The organism is Indolivaga capnocytophagoides DSM 22835 (assembly GCF_000426485.1).
GTDB lineage: Bacteria > Bacteroidota > Bacteroidia > Bacteroidales > Dysgonomonadaceae > Dysgonomonas_A > Dysgonomonas_A capnocytophagoides.
Map to the genome: position 1 here is coordinate 764,619 of NZ_KE384529.1, position 16,135 is coordinate 780,753.

At 36.5% G+C, this 16,135-nt stretch carries 19 protein-coding genes; 10 read left to right on the top strand and 9 right to left on the bottom strand.

Features of this window, described 5'->3' with window-relative positions:
• Nucleotides 1-10 precede the first annotated feature (10 nt).
• The 6 genes from K322_RS19860 (at nucleotide 11) to K322_RS0116600 (ending at nucleotide 4,897) form a co-directional block, all read left to right on the top strand.
• Nucleotides 11-304 (top strand): hypothetical protein, encoded by a 294-nt coding sequence (locus tag K322_RS19860; RefSeq protein ID WP_035332311.1) that lies wholly within the window; start codon nucleotides 11-13, stop codon nucleotides 302-304.
• Nucleotides 304-837, top strand: a complete 534-nt coding sequence (locus K322_RS0116580; protein ID WP_157279506.1) for a glycoside hydrolase family 19 protein — start codon at nucleotides 304-306, stop codon at nucleotides 835-837. Before K322_RS19860 ends, K322_RS0116580 begins: the two co-directional genes overlap by 1 nt.
• Nucleotides 834-1,229 (top strand): hypothetical protein, encoded by a 396-nt coding sequence (locus K322_RS19865; RefSeq protein WP_035332313.1) that lies wholly within the window; start codon nucleotides 834-836, stop codon nucleotides 1,227-1,229. Before K322_RS0116580 ends, K322_RS19865 begins: the two co-directional genes overlap by 4 nt.
• A 295-nt stretch (nucleotides 1,230-1,524) precedes the next feature.
• Nucleotides 1,525-3,792, top strand: coding sequence for a cation:proton antiporter (locus K322_RS0116590; RefSeq protein ID WP_026627879.1), 2,268 nt, complete (start codon nucleotides 1,525-1,527; stop codon nucleotides 3,790-3,792).
• A gap of 150 nt (nucleotides 3,793-3,942) precedes the next feature.
• Entirely contained in the window at nucleotides 3,943-4,332 is a 390-nt protein-coding gene (locus tag K322_RS19870; RefSeq protein ID WP_035332315.1) for a hypothetical protein, read from the top strand.
• Nucleotides 4,310-4,897, top strand: a complete 588-nt coding sequence (locus K322_RS0116600) for an RNA polymerase sigma factor (protein ID WP_051290891.1) — start codon at nucleotides 4,310-4,312, stop codon at nucleotides 4,895-4,897. The genes K322_RS19870 and K322_RS0116600 overlap by 23 nt, the downstream gene beginning before the upstream one ends.
• A gap of 94 nt (nucleotides 4,898-4,991) precedes the next feature.
• On the opposite strand, the gene pafA is transcribed toward K322_RS0116600, so the two are convergent.
• Nucleotides 4,992-6,632: an alkaline phosphatase PafA gene (gene pafA / locus K322_RS0116605; protein ID WP_026627881.1), complete on the bottom strand. Its 1,641-nt coding sequence runs from the start codon at nucleotides 6,630-6,632 to the stop codon at nucleotides 4,992-4,994.
• Between the two features lie 421 nt (nucleotides 6,633-7,053).
• Between pafA and K322_RS0116610 the strand changes: the two genes are divergently transcribed.
• On the top strand, nucleotides 7,054-8,298 hold the full coding sequence (locus tag K322_RS0116610; protein WP_026627882.1) for an MFS transporter: 1,245 nt from the start codon (nucleotides 7,054-7,056) through the stop codon (nucleotides 8,296-8,298).
• Here the strand turns inward: K322_RS0116610 and K322_RS0116615 are convergent.
• Nucleotides 8,295-8,951 (bottom strand): suppressor of fused domain protein, encoded by a 657-nt coding sequence (locus K322_RS0116615; RefSeq protein WP_026627883.1) that lies wholly within the window; start codon nucleotides 8,949-8,951, stop codon nucleotides 8,295-8,297. The two genes, K322_RS0116610 and K322_RS0116615, sit on opposite strands and share 4 nt — an antisense overlap.
• Before the next feature lie 217 nt (nucleotides 8,952-9,168).
• Here K322_RS0116615 and K322_RS0116620 point away from each other — a divergent pair, with 217 nt between their 5' ends.
• Complete coding sequence (locus K322_RS0116620; RefSeq protein WP_026627884.1) at nucleotides 9,169-9,531, top strand: winged helix-turn-helix transcriptional regulator; 363 nt, start codon at nucleotides 9,169-9,171, stop codon at nucleotides 9,529-9,531.
• A 14-nt stretch (nucleotides 9,532-9,545) separates the two neighbouring features.
• Here the strand turns inward: K322_RS0116620 and K322_RS0116625 are convergent, their stop codons facing one another.
• From K322_RS0116625 to K322_RS0116635, 3 genes are all read right to left on the bottom strand, one after another.
• On the bottom strand, nucleotides 9,546-9,758 hold the full coding sequence (locus K322_RS0116625; protein WP_026627885.1) for a hypothetical protein: 213 nt from the start codon (nucleotides 9,756-9,758) through the stop codon (nucleotides 9,546-9,548).
• A gap of 73 nt (nucleotides 9,759-9,831) precedes the next feature.
• Nucleotides 9,832-10,347 carry a DUF6712 family protein gene (locus K322_RS0116630; protein ID WP_026627886.1) on the bottom strand — a complete coding sequence of 172 codons (516 nt, stop codon included), beginning with the start codon at nucleotides 10,345-10,347 and terminating at the stop codon, nucleotides 9,832-9,834.
• A 40-nt stretch (nucleotides 10,348-10,387) separates the two neighbouring features.
• Nucleotides 10,388-11,509 carry a phage portal family protein gene (locus K322_RS0116635; RefSeq protein WP_026627887.1) on the bottom strand — a complete coding sequence of 374 codons (1,122 nt, stop codon included), beginning with the start codon at nucleotides 11,507-11,509 and terminating at the stop codon, nucleotides 10,388-10,390.
• Between the two features lie 167 nt (nucleotides 11,510-11,676).
• On the opposite strand from K322_RS0116635, the gene K322_RS0116640 reads away from it, so the two are divergent.
• A complete protein-coding gene (locus K322_RS0116640) occupies nucleotides 11,677-12,723 on the top strand; it encodes a DKNYY domain-containing protein (RefSeq protein ID WP_026627888.1) in 1,047 nt (348 codons plus the stop codon).
• Here K322_RS0116640 and K322_RS20920 read toward each other — a convergent pair.
• From K322_RS20920 to K322_RS0116655, 4 genes are read right to left on the bottom strand one after another with little or no spacing between them, the layout of a single operon-like run.
• Nucleotides 12,692-13,135, bottom strand: coding sequence for a hypothetical protein (locus K322_RS20920; RefSeq protein ID WP_157279509.1), 444 nt, complete (start codon nucleotides 13,133-13,135; stop codon nucleotides 12,692-12,694). The genes K322_RS0116640 and K322_RS20920 overlap by 32 nt on opposite strands.
• 10 nt (nucleotides 13,136-13,145) lie before the next feature.
• A complete protein-coding gene (locus tag K322_RS19875; RefSeq protein ID WP_051290893.1) occupies nucleotides 13,146-13,718 on the bottom strand; it encodes a rhomboid family intramembrane serine protease in 573 nt (190 codons plus the stop codon).
• 50 nt (nucleotides 13,719-13,768) lie between these two features.
• Nucleotides 13,769-14,299: an alpha-ribazole phosphatase gene (cobC, locus tag K322_RS0116650; RefSeq protein WP_026627889.1), complete on the bottom strand. Its 531-nt coding sequence runs from the start codon at nucleotides 14,297-14,299 to the stop codon at nucleotides 13,769-13,771.
• Nucleotides 14,300-14,345: 46 nt separating this feature from the next.
• The gene (locus K322_RS0116655) at nucleotides 14,346-15,101 is read right to left on the bottom strand and encodes an adenosylcobinamide-GDP ribazoletransferase (RefSeq protein WP_026627890.1); all 756 of its coding nucleotides are present in this window, start codon (nucleotides 15,099-15,101) and stop codon (nucleotides 14,346-14,348) included.
• 238 nt (nucleotides 15,102-15,339) lie between these two features.
• On the opposite strand from K322_RS0116655, the gene K322_RS0116660 reads away from it, so the two are divergent.
• Entirely contained in the window at nucleotides 15,340-16,131 is a 792-nt protein-coding gene (locus K322_RS0116660; RefSeq protein ID WP_026627891.1) for a hypothetical protein, read from the top strand.
• The last annotated feature ends 4 nt before the right edge of the window (nucleotides 16,132-16,135 follow it).

Sequence of the window (16,135 nt, forward strand, 5' to 3'; positions counted from 1 at the left end):
AAAAACAACTATGACCGAATTTTTATCAACATACTTAGAACCGATTTTGGCTTTTGTATCAGGCGGAGGGCTGTTTACTTTAGTTTCTATGAAATATAGCAAAAAACAAGCAGAAGCCAATGCCATGAAGGCTGTACAGGAAGTATATCAAAGCACCATAAAAGATTTGCGAGACACCAACGATTACTTAAAAGCTGAAATATCAACTCTCCGTGAAACAGTATCCCAAAACACAAAAGATATTTCTCAGCTACAGCGATACAAATGTACTGTACTAGAATGCAGCTTACGCAAAACCGAATAATGATGAAAATAACAAACGAACAATTAAAGCAAATCTACACATATTCTACACAAGCAAACAGGGATAAATATTTGCCATATATCAATCAGTTTTCTTCTGAATACAATATGGACACATACGAAGCCATGTGTGCCTTTCTCGCTCAGATCGGACATGAATCCGGTCAGTTGAGATATGTAGAAGAAATAGCTTCCGGGCAAGCTTACGAAAATCGTAAAGATCTCGGGAATATATATAAAGGAGATGGAATTATGTATAAAGGGCGTGGACTTATACAAATAACAGGACGTGCCAATTATACATCTTTATCGAAAAACCTGAAAATCGATTTCATAACCAATCCTTATTTATTAAAAGAACCGCTATATGCTGTACTCTCGGCGTTTTGGTACTGGGATAAACGAAAACTTAACAAATATTCGACATTGAATGAAACCGATTTTATCACCCTGACTAAAAGAATAAACGGCGGTCTTAACGGTTACAAAGACCGCTTTCGAATATGGAATCTAGCAAAACAAATTTTACAATGAACAAAATAACAATCAAACTAATATCGATCTGCATTATATTGACCTTTCCGGCATGTAAAAGTAACAAAACTTATGTACCTGTAGAAAGCAGCAGAACCGAATATATAAATACGATACAACGAGATTCAGTACATTTGTACGACTCCGTATTTATTAAAGAAAAGAATGACTCTGTATTCTACTCTAAATATAAATTCCTGTACCGCAATAAATTTATAACAGACACCATTATTAAGTCCGACTCAATACGTGTCCCCTATCCAGTAATACAAACTGTCGAGATCAATAAGCTGACTTGGTATCAGAAAGCCTGTATATGGGTTATAGGGATCATTCTTGGAGGACTGTTATTCTACTTATTTTTCAAATACAGGAAACTATTCACAAAGTAAAGAGTCTAAAAATTAAGTATATAAGCAATAGAAAGCATTTAATGATATACTTTTAGTTTATAACAGACCTTGGTTGTTAAATTATTAAAGCAATAAATAGATCTGAAACCTTAAATAGCCGTTTATCCAAAGTAAGCGGCTATTAAAAAAAAAACACAATAAATAACAAATAGCTTTGAGACCTTATTTCTAGCTGTTTGCTATAATTAATTCGATTTTTCGTCTTTTTTTCGTTATATTTGCCAAAAAGCGATTCTGCTTTAATCAAACTGTCAAAAAAAATAAAACAAATTATATGTCACACCTACCACCTTTAGTAAGTGATCTGGCTCTTATTCTCATAACCGCCGGAGTAGTAACCATCATATTCAAATTACTCAAGCAACCGGTTGTACTGGGCTATATAGTTGCCGGATTTCTGATTAGTCCACACTTTGGACTGTTGCCTAATATCGTTGAAATGTCAAATATTTCGGCATGGGCTGAGATCGGGGTAATATTCCTCTTATTTGCATTAGGTCTCGAATTTAGCTTCAAAAAACTGATGGATGTAGGCGGTACAGCATCAATCGCAACCCTGGTCAATATGGGTTCGATGATTGTTATCGGATATATCATCGGACAAATGATGAATTGGACTCAAATGGAAAGTGTATTCCTTGGGGGAATGCTGTCTATGTCTTCGACAACCATCATCATCAAAGCTTTTAACGACATGGGATTGCAAAAGAAAAAATTTGCAGGAATTGTCTTCGGTATGCTTATAGTAGAGGATCTTGCAGCCATATTGATGATGGTACTGCTGTCAACTGTTGCCGCAAGCAATCATATAGAAGGAGCAGGATTGCTGGAAAGTGTTTTACGTTTGGGATTCTTTATGGTTATCTGGTTTGTTGTCGGGATATATCTGATCCCGAGTTTCCTGAAAAAGTTTAAAAAACACCTGAATGACGAAACAATGCTTATCGTGGCTGTTGGACTATGTCTGGGTATGGTGCTATTTGCTGATTCTGTTGGTTTTTCGGCTGCACTAGGTGCATTTATCATGGGTTCTATTCTAGCAGAAACAATTGAATCGAAACATATCGAACATGTAATAGAATCAATCAAAAACCTGTTCGGAGCAGTATTCTTCGTTTCTGTAGGTATGATGATCGCCCCCGAAATTGTAGTAGAATATATCGTTCCCATTATATTATTAACAATAGTAGTGTTGGTCGGACGTGTTATTTTTGCCACTCTGGGAGTTGTAGCTTCGGGAGAAGGCCTAAAAGTATCATTACAGGCAGGGTTCAGCCTTGCTCAAATCGGTGAATTTTCATTTATCATCGCCACACTGGGGATGCAGCTAGGAGTGATTAGTGATTTCATATACCCTATCATCGTAGCAGTGTCGGTTATTACTACATTTACAACCCCCTATTTTATCAAAATATCAGAACCGATATATCATGCCTTAGAAAAAGTTATTCCGGACAAATGGGGAAAACTGATTACCGGTTATGCCGAATCGAACAGAAAAACGGTTAATCATCAAACCGACTGGAATATTTTATTGAAAAACGTACTGTCTACTGTAGCCATATACTTCACTTTGTCTTTAGCGGTCTACTTTTTTGCGAAAAATTTCATCATATCTTACGTAACAGACTATATTCCGGGTATTTGGGGTGCTATCAGTGCGGCTCTGATAACATTATTACTAATGGCTCCATTCATGCGTTCGATTATGCGACGTAAAAGCAGGTCTGCCGAAGCTAAAAAACTTTGGAAAGACAGCAATTTCAACAAAGGTGCACTAATTGCATTAGATACACTTCGCATAGCATTGTGTGTTGTTCTAATACTAATGGTATTAATACCCTTATTTCCCAGAGCAACAGGCATTTTATTATTAGCTTCGGGAGTTATAGCAACAGCTATTATATTTACAAACGGGTTCAAAACTCAATCGAAAAAGATGGAAAACCAGTTTTTCCGTAATCTGAACGATAAAGAAATTGCAGAAGAGAGCCAAAAAGCTGTCGCTAAAAATGCAAAATCTAAGCTGTTGAGTAAAAATATACATATCGAAAAAATTAGCGTACCTCAAAATTCACCGAGAGTAGGTAAAACACTGTCCGAACTCAACTTTAAACAATCGACCGGTGTAGATATCGTAAGTATTATCAGAGGGGATGAAAGAATCAATATTCCGGATGGCAACATCAGGCTTTACCCTTTCGACAAATTGGTAGTGGCAGGTACGGACGAAGAACTTCAAAAGCTAATTACAGCTCTAGATGAAAAACAGAAAGAATACGACAATCAAGAACATGTAAATATTGCACAGCAAATAGTTGTTTCTCAATACGAATTAGATGAAAATTCGCCTCTCATCGGAATCTTAATTAAGAACTCGGGAATCAAAGACAAAACCGACTGCATGATTATCAGTATTGACAGAGAAGGAGAAGCAATGGCAAGCTTCGGAGCCGACACTGTATTACAAATCGGAGACGTTCTTTGGCTTGCAGGAGAGAAAGAGAAACTAGAAAAGTTTGAGGAAAACATATCTAAATAATAATCAAATAATTGCCATTATACATTTTATTTTTCCGAGAAAAAAGATTTTTCATAAAATATTATTTTACTAATCACGACTTCATTAATAGAAAGGCATAAATTTTGCTAATAAAAAAAGAAAGGTTCAAAGACCTTAATACAACAAATAATGAAAAAAAAGAAGTCTATCGGTAAATGTATATTAAAGGGTGTAGCATTTGTAGCTATAGCTCTCGTTGTAATAGCTGTTGTCATGCTATTGTGGAATGCCATTATACCCCAAGTTATAGGCTGGTCGTCAATCACATATTGTCAGGCAGCCGGGATATTTATTCTGGCACGTCTCCTTTTCGGAAAATTTGGACGTCCGGGGGACTGCCGCAAATGCTGCAGTAAAGAAAAAGAACATAAGCAAGGACAAATTCAGGAAAAACTACAGCATATGTCACCCGAAGAAAGGCGCGAATATATACGCAGCCAAATGTCCAGACATAAGAAATATTGGTGTAACGATATTGAATGTGAAGACTTAGAAGATGGAGCAGATATTACAAAATAATATGAGTGCAGGTTTACCCGAATCACTCAATGTATCGGAAGTCTTTACTAAATATCAGGCACAACTAAGGGGTTTTATCTCAAAGCGGGTAGTATCGAAAGAAGACAGTGAAGATATATTGCAGAATGTATTTTATCAACTGTCGAAAGTAGATCCTCTGGTCAATCCTATTAACCAGATTTCGGGTTGGTTATACGCCGTAACCCGTAATCAGATTGCAGAATGGGGCAGAAGGCAAAAAAACGAAGAAATGCCAACCTATTCCAAGAATGAAGAGAATGACTTTCTGACAGAAGTGACAGAAGTACTTTTGGCTGACAATGCTTCTCCCGAAACATCTTATCTCCGTTCTATGGTGTGGACAGAACTAGACACTGCTCTGGAAGAATTACCTCCCCTGCAGCGAGAGATATTCGAATTAACCGAATTACAAGGTTTTTCTTTTAAGGAAATTTCGGAATCAACAGGTATTCCTATAAATACCTTATTGTCGAGAAAACGATATGCAGTGCTGTATCTGAGAGATAAATTGAAAAACCTATACGAAGATTTGTTAGGTGAGTAAGATATCTGAGTTTAGTATCATAATATAGTAATTTTCAATAGAAAAAGCCCGGCAGTTTTACCGGGCTTTTTCTATTTTTATATGGATTAGATCATTATTTGTTCAATAAATCTACAATAGGCTTTCCTATCGATCCGCTTGGCATTTGTATATGCAACATAGCTGCCACTGTAGGTGCAATATCGGTCATATATACTTCGGTATTAGAAACGCCATGTTTAACTCCCCATCCCATCCAAACAAGAGGAATGTGTGCATCATAAGGATTCCAAGCCCCGTGCGTAGCACCTTTCATATTACTCATGCTATACCATCCGGGTTTTAATATGATTTGTATTTCGCCGCACAACTCCCGATTATAACCATTTATAATTTTTTCTTTTATGGCAGAAGGAATAGAAGCTTCCGATACTTTGTCTGTCACCACAGCGTAAGCTATAGACGGAATAGTTTCCAGATACGATATACTGGCGGCTCTCAAATCGTCCATATTAATAGCCGGAGTTATCTGAGAATAATTGAAGTTGACCTGATAATTATACAGACTGCGAACAAGTTGAGCAACCCCGAATTTCTGCTGTAAATATTTATTCAGATCATTTCTTATTTGTTTTTCATCCCAGTTTCCACCTTCGATCTTATTATCGTTAAGAAACTGTCCGTTATGACCTCCTCCATGATCGGCAGTCAGAAATACAACATAATTGCCTTTTCCTACTTTAAGATCAAGAAAGTAGAAGAAATCACTCAAATCTTTATCTAAGCGGAGGTAGGTATCTTCAGTTTTTACTGAATTAGGACTGAACTGATGACCTACATAATCGGTCGAAGATAAGCTTATAGCCAAAAAGTCTGTCACATTATGTGAACCAAGTTTTTCATTTTCGAGAGCCAGTTTAGCGACATCCAATGTCAGGGTATTACCATAAGGAGTAGATCGGATTAACCCCAGAGTATTATCTTTAATGAGCTTCGATGTCAGAATAGGGAAAGTCACTTTATCCACCCCTTTATAAGTATCTTCATACACATTATCGTCTTTTGTACTCTGCACATAAGTATCTATCGGATACAATGTATTCCAGTCTTGTTCCAGATATTTCTGAGCTTGTTTTTTATTATTAAAGTCAACCAGCCATTTTGGCAATTGCTGCATATACCATGTACTACTTATCCAGTTGCCTGATTCTCCATCGAACCAATAAGCCGCATCAGCACTATGTCCGGCAGGAAGAATACTTCCTCGATCTTTTATGGATACGCCGATAACTTTTGACCTGAAATTTGTTGCTAATTTCAACTCATCGGTTATAGTCGTTGCTTTCAAATTGAAGGGCGACATTTTTCCGGCTTTTGCATTCTTATCTGCAGTTCCAACACTTTGCACATTATCATCCTGTGTACAATAAAGAGATTGTCCGGTTGCCTGCACCGTAAAATCATTACCCGCTATACCATGTATCGACGGAACAGATCCTGTGTAAATAGTGCTATGCCCTATCGCCGTATAAGACGGCACATAATTGAGCATCGTATTTTCGCACGAGAATCCCTCGTTTAGCAAACGTTTAAACCCTCCGTTGTTATAACGGTCGTAATATCTGTATAAGTAGTCCCATCTCATTTGATCTACTACTATCCCCACAACCAGTTTCGGACGATCCATCCGGCTCTGGCTAAATAAACTAAGGGACATCAAAAAAAGTAAAAGTGATGATAATCTTCTAATATTCATAACTTTTTCGAATTATATATGAAGTAAGTAAGGTCTCAGACCTTTTTGTTATTATTAAAAATCAAAGCTTCAGACTTTAAAATTACAGAAAAATGCAAAAAGGGCATCATCTTTGCTAATGAAAAAATAATGAATATCCGGTGAATAATCTGACATACAAAATGGCTTAAGCGGATCTTAATAATCACAAGGGAGTAACAGAAAGTATTGAACAATGTATTTCAGAGTAATAACTATCTGTTGATGTTATGATTGCAAAGTCAGTAAAAGGTCTGAGACCTTATTTTCTTCGGATAAAAAGCAGTATCTTTGTATCCCTTTTTTAAGGTCACAAACCTATTTATCCTTTGGCAAGTATAACAACCAGAACCTGTTATAGCTTGAATATATATATCATTAAATACTTTCATTTACTTATTTTATGAATAATTGGAAAAAAACATTTGCCATAATATGGTCGGGGCAATTCTTCTCGACTCTCACAAGTTCTATCGTAGGGTACGCCGTTGTATTCTGGTTGAGTCTTCATACTAAATCCGCCACAGTTTTGGCCTATGCAATGATAGCATCATTATTGCCTCAGTTGGTTCTGGGTTTATTCACCGGAGTATTTGTTGACAGGTGGAGCCGTAAACGTACCATGATACTAGCCGATTCATTTATTGCAGCGTGTACAGGAATTCTCTGTTTGATGTTTTATCTGGGTAAAGTCGATGTCTGGCAAATATACATTTTACTGGCCTTACGTTCGGCTGGAAGTGCCTTTCATACACCGGCTATGCAGGCGAGTATACCTCTGCTTGCTCCCGAAACTGAGTTAATGCGTATCTCGGGGGTTAATCAAATGATTTACTCGATAAGCAGCATTACAGGTCCTGCTATCGCAGCTTTACTGATCAATTTATTCGACATGACTTATGTATTGATGCTTGATGTCATTGGAGCGGCTATAGCCTGTACATCACTATTATTTGTCTTTATCCCCAATCCGGAAAAACCCGAAAACACGGAGCGAAATATTCTCAAAGAAGTAAAAGTAGGGCTACATGCTATATTCTCCAAAAGAGGTTTGGCGTGGCTTTTCCTTTGCGAAGTTGTTGTTATGTTTTTCATCCTACCCATATCAGCTTTATTTCCTCTGTTTACTATCGAATATTTTATGGGAGGTTCGTACGAAATGAGCATTGTGGAAATAGCCTGGGGAATAGGTATGCTGCTTGGCGGAGCATTATTAGGAATAAAAATGATGAAACAATTCAACAAAGTAATACTAATAGCTATCACATGTATTATTGTAGGACTTACTTTTCTGTTCTCCGGGGTGCTTCCCTCAAACGGATTCATTGCATTTGCAGTCTTAACGGGTATCGGAGGAATAGCTGTTGCGATCTGGAGCGGCTCATTCACGGTAATTCTCCAAACCAAAATAGATCAGTCTGTTTTGGGACGTGCTTTTTCAATATACGACAGCCTTACATTGATGCCGTCCATACCCGGACTACTGGCTACCGGATTTATAGCTGAGGCAATAGGGTTGACTAATGCGTTCATCTATTCAGGGATAGCAGTATGCATGGTCGGGGTCGTTTTATTCTTCATCCCCTCAACAGTAAGACTGGGAAGATCAACTATAGAAATAGATAAAATAAAATCTGATGAGGCTTAACGTCTCATCAGATCAGTTATTAAAAGTGGATTTTCAATTCTCAATTCATTTAAAAATTTTTCAACTTCATCTGTTTTCGGATTTTCTTTTAAGCGCTCTATCTCATTGGCTGTCAGACCAACCATTTGCAAAAAGGTTATTTCGCCGTTAGGAGTCTGTATAGTTCCCAATTCAGGATCAGGAGTGAAAGCCACTCCAACAATACCTATATCGGCTTTTGATTCTAATCGTATGGGACCATTAGCCGGTATAAAATGGTTCGGTTCAAACCATTTACCACTTTCAAACACATAACGAGCCAGATTATTCATCAGATTAATCACCCAAATAGGATCTTCTCCATCTTCGTCAAAAGGTTTCAACCTGAATGTAAATTCAAATCCCCATTTACTAAATTCGGCTCCGGCAGCATCTTCATTGTAATACAATTCGGACATTCCATAACTTATAAAATGACGATGAAACTCCTGTTTCTGCGAATCATATATACTCGTCCCGTCTAATGGATCCTGACCGCCCAATATATAATGGAGAGGAGGTGCATAATGTCTTGGCTTCTGATCTCCATACAATTGTTCTACTTTTTTATCGATGGCCAGCCAACCGACAGCATCGTCTTCGTCGAATTGTTCTTTATATTCTTTCTTTGTCATTTTAAGTCGGAAATTAAATCTATCAAGACCATAAACAATTATTAAGGTTATGGTTCTAAAGTCTGGAATAAGACCTGAAATCTTATTCCTATAAGGCAAAGTTACATTTTATTTCAATACAGGACTATTACCATTTTTTGATTCATAAGTATATCTTTAATAGGTTACTAAAAATAAGTTTATTACTTTTGTATGCTAAGGAAATACAAATAAACAAATGGAAGAAACTGAAAAAAAAGATTTCTGTCCCATAAGGGATATTATTTCACGACTAAGCGACAAATGGTCTCTTTTGGTTATCATGACCTTAAGCTGGAACGGTACTATGCGTTTCAATGAAATACACAGATCAATGGACGATATTTCGCAACGCATGCTTACAGTAACACTCCGTTCACTTGAAGCAGACGGATTGATAAGCAGACAAATATATCCGGAAGTTCCTCCCCGTGTCGAGTATAAGTTAACATCTATCGGAGAAAGCCTATTGCCTGCGTTGGAAGTTTTGGTAAATTGGGCAAAAACAAATACGGATGTTATTTTTAAGTCAAGAGATAAATTTGAGATGGCTGAAAAATAGACGCCTCCGTTTTATCAATAAAACAAGACATAAATACCTGTACATACAGCCGAAAGTATAATGAAGGACAAGTAGATGCGAATAGCACGCCTGAGTCCTTCTTTTTTCGTTTTTGTATACGAGAAAATAATCAATGCAGTCAAAGGTAATGACACATACCAGTAATGGATTAAAACCATAAACAGAGGAACAAAAAAAGATAGAAAACCTTCTACTGTTTCAGACATACTATACTTCTTTAATTTTAGGTCAAAGATAAAAAAAGCAGACAAGCTTATAAATCCTGTCTGCCTTATTTTTCTATTTCGAGGGGAAATAAAATCCGCTATCGAAAGGCTTTACCGAACCAGAATCTGTATGACTGCATCCGTAAGGAATTTTCCACAGAGGATAATCGCTTCGCCGTAAGTAAAGATAATCAACCAATAATTTTACAAATATTTCCGCATCATCTTTAATCCATCGTCTCAACTGAGCGACATCATTTATATCTACGCCCTTACTGTTTTCGCTATCCCGTATAGTAATTCCTTTGTTTACAATGCTCGCCCAATGAAAAGGCAATCCCTGATAAACGGCAAAAAAAGAAAGAGCAGGAGCGATCTTTATCAGCAATTCACTATTCAGATCAGAAAGACTATTCGAGGCAATCTGATCTTTCAGCTCACTAATCAAAGATTCCCCTAAAACGGGAGTAATATATAACTCTTGGGCAATAGACAGATAAGGTATAAATTCGGTCAGATCTGCATTACTTGTTACAGGAGAATGTTGTTTAAATAATTGCTCGTTTATTAACGCTATAGGTGTGTACATATTATTTTTATTAAAAGTTAGAATTCAAAGACCTATGACCTTATTTATTTTCGTAAGCCTGTATCTGTTTGATTACTTCCAGTTCTTTAATTACTAAGTTACCATAGCCATTATTTACAGAAAACACATTCAGCGTATCAAGCAGTTTACGGCGCAACTTATGAATAACCGTGTAGTTATAAAGAATAAAGGAATTGATTATTTCACCTGCATTCCCGCTCAGGTTGCCTGTACCCGACAATCCGGCTAAAGTAGGAGAAGATAAACGGTGAGCCGAAATTATTTTCTGAAAGATAACATCATTGACATTATTATACAGATCGGCGTTATCACTTGCCACAAAGGGTGTCACTTCGGGTTTAATATCGTGACTCTCTCCATACAAAACAACAATTGAGTTGGCTCCATTAGTCCCAGAAAACGAAGCTTGCATATCCTTATTGAATTGAGCCTTGGCTTCATCAGCCGGATTACTTGGTATGGTTATTATTACTGAAGGAGCAAAGCCGTTATTAATAGAATTTCGATAAAACCGGCCGAGCAATCCGTCAGCTTCAATATAATTTAATGCTGAATAATAATGAGGAACAGGATAATAATCCAATCCCGGTTCATAATCTTTATAAAAATAAAGATAAGGTTCTCCATGCTTCAAATCCTCTGTTCCATATGCTTTTATCTCAACAGGAGCATATTGTCCGGAAGTCTTCTTCCAATCATTCGAAATAAAAAAACTGATCGGAGTGCCATAATCATCAGTCTCCCCCACCCTTACCTTACTAAAATCGGTATGAAACAAACTTCTGCTTGCACCGTTTTCGTTGACTATCACCTGAAAACAAAATCCTCCGAAGGTTACATAATCCTTTGCCAGCTTTTCTATTAAGCAATCCCAATCTTCAATGGTATTAGGTCTCCCACAATACGTACTGTCATCAATACCTGCTCCACAAATATAAGTTACCTTATTTTCAATGATCGACTTATTCACAGGCGATTCATTATTAAGATCAATAATCCGTTGAGGAAGATTATTTTCTTCGCCGTAATTAATCCAACCTCTGTTATGACGAGTAAATCGAGGATAAGACGGTACATTTGCAGCCAGATTAATCACAGAATATTTCATTTTATCTGATGCTTTTTTTAATCTCTTTTTCATAATCTATACTTTTAAGTTTTCTGTATAGATAAAAAAAGAATAAAGTCATTTTGAAAAAGTTGTGAAGAGATAACATTGTTTCGATCGAAATTATATAACTTAACAGTCGGATTGCAATTGGTTAATAATTACGTAACAAGTATCAGAACAAACATTTTATATTTATCATGTTTTTCTTCCGGCTAATATCTTTTTTCATATTTTCTTCGGTATTTCTGCATACATCATGCAGAAAAGAAACGGCTGTCAACGGATATAAGTCTTCTCATTACTTTTATTCTGTCGATCGTACCAAGATATTATACGACGTCATCCCTTCGACCTCTTTAGAAAGCCTTTGGAGACAGCAATATGTAGAAATTCCCGCCGATGTACACTCATTCAAGGTATTAAGTACAGAATTTGCAAAAGACAAGAAGCATGTTTTCTATACTTATAAGATACTTATGAATGTAGACCGTCAATCTTTTTATTGGGATTCGATCAACGAATTGCCTAAAGACCGCAGACATGTATATCTGCCAACTACTAAAACAGACCGACTTGAAATTATAAAATATGCAGATCCGAAGACATACGAACGGGTAAAGCTACCTATAGCATGCCAGAAATGGTATAAAGATAAGCGGCATTATTTCTTTAAGCATGAAAAGACAAATGCTAATGTTCAATCAATGAAATTCGACAGTCCGTATCTCCCTTATGATAGCAGGTATATTTTTTATGAAAAGGATAATGATATATACACACTTCCCTATAAAGGCAAAATTACAGTTGTTAATGAAAAAATGATCTATGATGACAGACACATGTTGTATACTTCGGGATGCGACAGTTCCGCTACAATAATAGATTATAAGGACATCAACACTCTACGTTTTTACGACAATGATTATCAGGCATTCAGTATAGACAGTGCTGTTTATATCATGGGTCAAAAGATCAATGATAATAATGTTGATGCAGCAAGTTTCGAGATCGTACAATTTCCTTATTACAAGGATAAGAATCAGGTATATTACAAAGATACACCTCTTTATAGTTCTGATCCGTCAAGTTTCGTAATTCTTGACGAAAGATATGCCAAAGACAAGAAGCATGTTTACAGCAAAGGAAAAATACTTCCGGGATATACTTCGGAAAAGTTTGTTGCTGATCAATGGGGACGTTATCCGCCGGATTTCAATTATGGAAAAGATCCGTCCGAGAACTAGAGGTCACATTATTTCGATAAAAAAGTAAGAGAAAAAAATTAGCTAACCCCATTGCTAAAGTCAGTGGAAACATCAGCATATTACCTAATATTCCCATAACAATCCCGACAAGTATATCCACAACAAAATCTTCAATAGAAACAATTTTTTCTATAGAGGTTAAAGTAGATGCAATAAAGCAGCCAATCAATTCAATAATAATACATGTCAATATCGACAATAATAAAATAACGGGAACCGATCTTCGTTCTACAAGAACAAAGTAAAACAATACGGCATAGCAAATTACACAAGCGATAGACATTCCTATCATCAAAAAATAATTGGGTGAATTTGGCACAAAAAACAAAATAGAGTTACCTACTAATAAATTTAGGGTAACACAAATTGCAAATATCGAAAATCGGCTCATAATAATCCACTTATAAAGACTTCAACCGAAGACTTTTTCTACATAAATAAGCCCATAGAATACCGCTTATAGCTCCGGATAAATGACCTTCCCATGAAACTTGTTCGTCCTGAGGAAACACCCCCCAGACCAAACCAGAATACATAAAAGCGACTAACACCGATAACAATATAAGTTTTACGTTTTGACTCATTATACCTCCAAAAACCAAAAATGAAGCCAAAGCATAAATAATTCCACTAGCTCCGATATGCCAAGCCGGACGTCCTATAATCCATGTAAGAATTCCGGTAGTAACCCACAAAAGGATCAAATACATTATGGCATTGCGTTTATAGAATGTCAATAACATTGTACACAAGACAAAAAATGGCAGCGTATTAGCCATTAAGTGCTCCCAATTACCATGAATAAAAGGAGCCGTAAGAATACCAATCAAACCCGCCTGCATACGAGGAAGAATACCCCAATTACTGAGATCGAGTCCAAGATACTGAACACCTTCTACAGTCCAGAATATCAGGACGAAAACAAAGGAGTACTTCAAAGCTTGTAACAGGCTATTTTTCTTATAACGATCCATACTACACTATTTTTACAAATTAAGGTCTCAGACCTCTTACATATCCCCGATTATATTTCCAAACAAACTATTTCTCCATAAGTAGGAGTAGACTCAAATAATTTATCCAGCGTAGCAACTCCTGCATATACCTTTGCACAGTTAATTACTCCACCATGAGCGAATATTACAACATTTTCATAATCCTGATTTTTCAACTCATCAAGAAACGATACAACCCTATTATAAAAGATCCGGAATGATTCACCTCCATCAGTTGGTTCTTCTACCCAATTATCATACCACTTCGAGATTTTTTCACCGGAAATATCATCCCATCTCTTCATCTCCCAATTTCCAAAATACATCTCTTTGAGGCGATCAACCAATACCATGCGGTCTTCAAAACCACAATATCTAGCCAATTTACGACAACGGCTCAAAGGACTCGAATATACAGCTTCAAATTGCAAACCTTCCAGATTTGTCTTAACCTGCTCTGCTTCCTGTTCAAAGGTTTCGCGCACAGGTACATTAGACTGTCCATAACATACACCTTGAGGAACATCTACCGAAGTATGTCTTATAAAATATAGTTTCATCGTTAATCATTTTACAGAAAATGTACATCTTCTTTTAGCTACTTAATCATACCCAACCGTTATCAATGACAATAACACTACCTATATAAAAAGCCAGTTCGCAAAGGAGAAATAAAGCTCCACAGCAATCGCCTGTATATCCCTGAATCTTTTTTCCCATCAACCAAGTCAATCCGAAAAAAACGGCCAAAGGCAGTACTACAATCCACCATGCAATCGAAGGTATAAAGAACAATATAGGCAATAATCCGAAAACGGCTGATATAATCAAAGGAAATAATGACATTTTATTGTATACTACTTTCGCCTTGCTGGTATCTTCATAACGTGCGTAAGTCAGCCGGAGAGTTATCAATGAGCCTATAAATTTACAACAAGGATCGGCTGCAAGTATGGTTATACAGGCCCAATACAAAGGCATGGAGTACAAAAGCATAAACATCAGAAGGAAATAAAAGATAAGACCTACCACACCATAAGTCCCAATATGAGAGTCCTTCATTATAGCAAGAATACGCTCTTTGATTGTTCCTCCTCCAAAACCATCAAAAAAATCGGCTAAACCATCCTCATGCAAAGCTCCGGTAATTAGTAAACGGCTAAGAATAGCTAGAACTATAGCGACCTGAACCGGTAGTATTTGAGCCGTTAACCACAGTGTACCAGCCATAACAGGAGCCGTAAGCCAGCCCACAACAGCCCAATAATTAATCACTTGCTTAAAATATTCGTTAGGAACCGAGAAGATACGCCAAAAAGGTAATCGTGTAAAAAATATAAGTGCAGCAGCCAGATTATTCATAACAGATTTTAAAAGATCAGATGTTTCCGCAAAGATACAATATTATGACATTCCACTATCAAGCTATATCTGAACATTTAAAATCACAGACCTATTTATTACTTTAATAATTAAACAACCAAAGTCTGTTATAAACTAAAAATATATCATTAAATACTTTCATTTACTTAACAGCATTCACCGAATTTGTACGAATCACTAAAAAAATGTATCATTGCATCTCCTTAACCAGTTTCTCATGAGAATATTCACTATACTGCTAAGCACTATACTATTCGGCACATCGTGTTCCGCAACCTACTTCTATTCAACAATAAATACAAACGACCCATATACATATAAAACAGCAGACGGAATATTCGTACAAGAAGGAGACAGCCTTGATGTTACATATAGTTTCTTTGGCGAAAATGCACCAATCACAATAGGAATAGTAAACAAGATGTCACGTCCGGTATATATAGATTGGCGCAAGTCGGGAGTCATTATTGACAGTATTGTTTCTCCTTTTGTGGGAAGACCTGATAATATTCAATACGATGAAGAAGTTGACTTCAATAGATATATGAATAATCCACAGGGTATAAGCTATATACGCCCCTACTCTAAATACGAAAGACAGGTTATGGAATTAGCCAATTTTAATTTCGATAAGATCAACAAAGATTATTTTGCATCTCAACACACCGAAGCCGACAGAAAAGGTCGTAACAGACAATTAAACAGCATACAATATACAGAAAATGAGAGTCCTCTTTTAATGAAAACATATCTATCAGTGTATGAAGGATCTTCTCAGATATATGATCCACTGATTTTTGAATCGGATTTTTATATCTCCGAATTGATCAAAGGAGGAAAACACTCAGGAATACAATCATTTAAAGACAAACAAGGAGATATTTTCTTTGTCAGATATGAAAAAGGAAAATTATTTAAGAAAATAGGAGAAAGCACTTTAAAAGTAACAACAGTAGCTGTTAGCAATATTACATCATGGGCAGTAGAAGGAGCTATAAGAAATGATTAAAGGC

Coding starts and splice junctions, on each gene's coding strand:
- K322_RS19860 (WP_035332311.1), top strand. CDS start 11: ATGACCGAATTTTTATCAACATACTTAGAACCGATTTTGGCTTTTGTA.
- K322_RS0116580 (WP_157279506.1), top strand. CDS start 304: ATGATGAAAATAACAAACGAACAATTAAAGCAAATCTACACATATTCT.
- K322_RS19865 (WP_035332313.1), top strand. CDS start 834: ATGAACAAAATAACAATCAAACTAATATCGATCTGCATTATATTGACC.
- K322_RS0116590 (WP_026627879.1), top strand. CDS start 1,525: ATGTCACACCTACCACCTTTAGTAAGTGATCTGGCTCTTATTCTCATA.
- K322_RS19870 (WP_035332315.1), top strand. CDS start 3,943: ATGAAAAAAAAGAAGTCTATCGGTAAATGTATATTAAAGGGTGTAGCA.
- K322_RS0116600 (WP_051290891.1), top strand. CDS start 4,310: ATGGAGCAGATATTACAAAATAATATGAGTGCAGGTTTACCCGAATCA.
- pafA (WP_026627881.1), bottom strand. CDS start 6,632: ATGAATATTAGAAGATTATCATCACTTTTACTTTTTTTGATGTCCCTT.
- K322_RS0116610 (WP_026627882.1), top strand. CDS start 7,054: ATGAATAATTGGAAAAAAACATTTGCCATAATATGGTCGGGGCAATTC.
- K322_RS0116615 (WP_026627883.1), bottom strand. CDS start 8,951: ATGACAAAGAAAGAATATAAAGAACAATTCGACGAAGACGATGCTGTC.
- K322_RS0116620 (WP_026627884.1), top strand. CDS start 9,169: ATGGAAGAAACTGAAAAAAAAGATTTCTGTCCCATAAGGGATATTATT.
- K322_RS0116625 (WP_026627885.1), bottom strand. CDS start 9,758: ATGTCTGAAACAGTAGAAGGTTTTCTATCTTTTTTTGTTCCTCTGTTT.
- K322_RS0116630 (WP_026627886.1), bottom strand. CDS start 10,347: ATGTACACACCTATAGCGTTAATAAACGAGCAATTATTTAAACAACAT.
- K322_RS0116635 (WP_026627887.1), bottom strand. CDS start 11,509: ATGAAAAAGAGATTAAAAAAAGCATCAGATAAAATGAAATATTCTGTG.
- K322_RS0116640 (WP_026627888.1), top strand. CDS start 11,677: ATGTTTTTCTTCCGGCTAATATCTTTTTTCATATTTTCTTCGGTATTT.
- K322_RS20920 (WP_157279509.1), bottom strand. CDS start 13,135: ATGAGCCGATTTTCGATATTTGCAATTTGTGTTACCCTAAATTTATTA.
- K322_RS19875 (WP_051290893.1), bottom strand. CDS start 13,718: ATGGATCGTTATAAGAAAAATAGCCTGTTACAAGCTTTGAAGTACTCC.
- cobC (WP_026627889.1), bottom strand. CDS start 14,299: ATGAAACTATATTTTATAAGACATACTTCGGTAGATGTTCCTCAAGGT.
- K322_RS0116655 (WP_026627890.1), bottom strand. CDS start 15,101: ATGAATAATCTGGCTGCTGCACTTATATTTTTTACACGATTACCTTTT.
- K322_RS0116660 (WP_026627891.1), top strand. CDS start 15,340: ATGAGAATATTCACTATACTGCTAAGCACTATACTATTCGGCACATCG.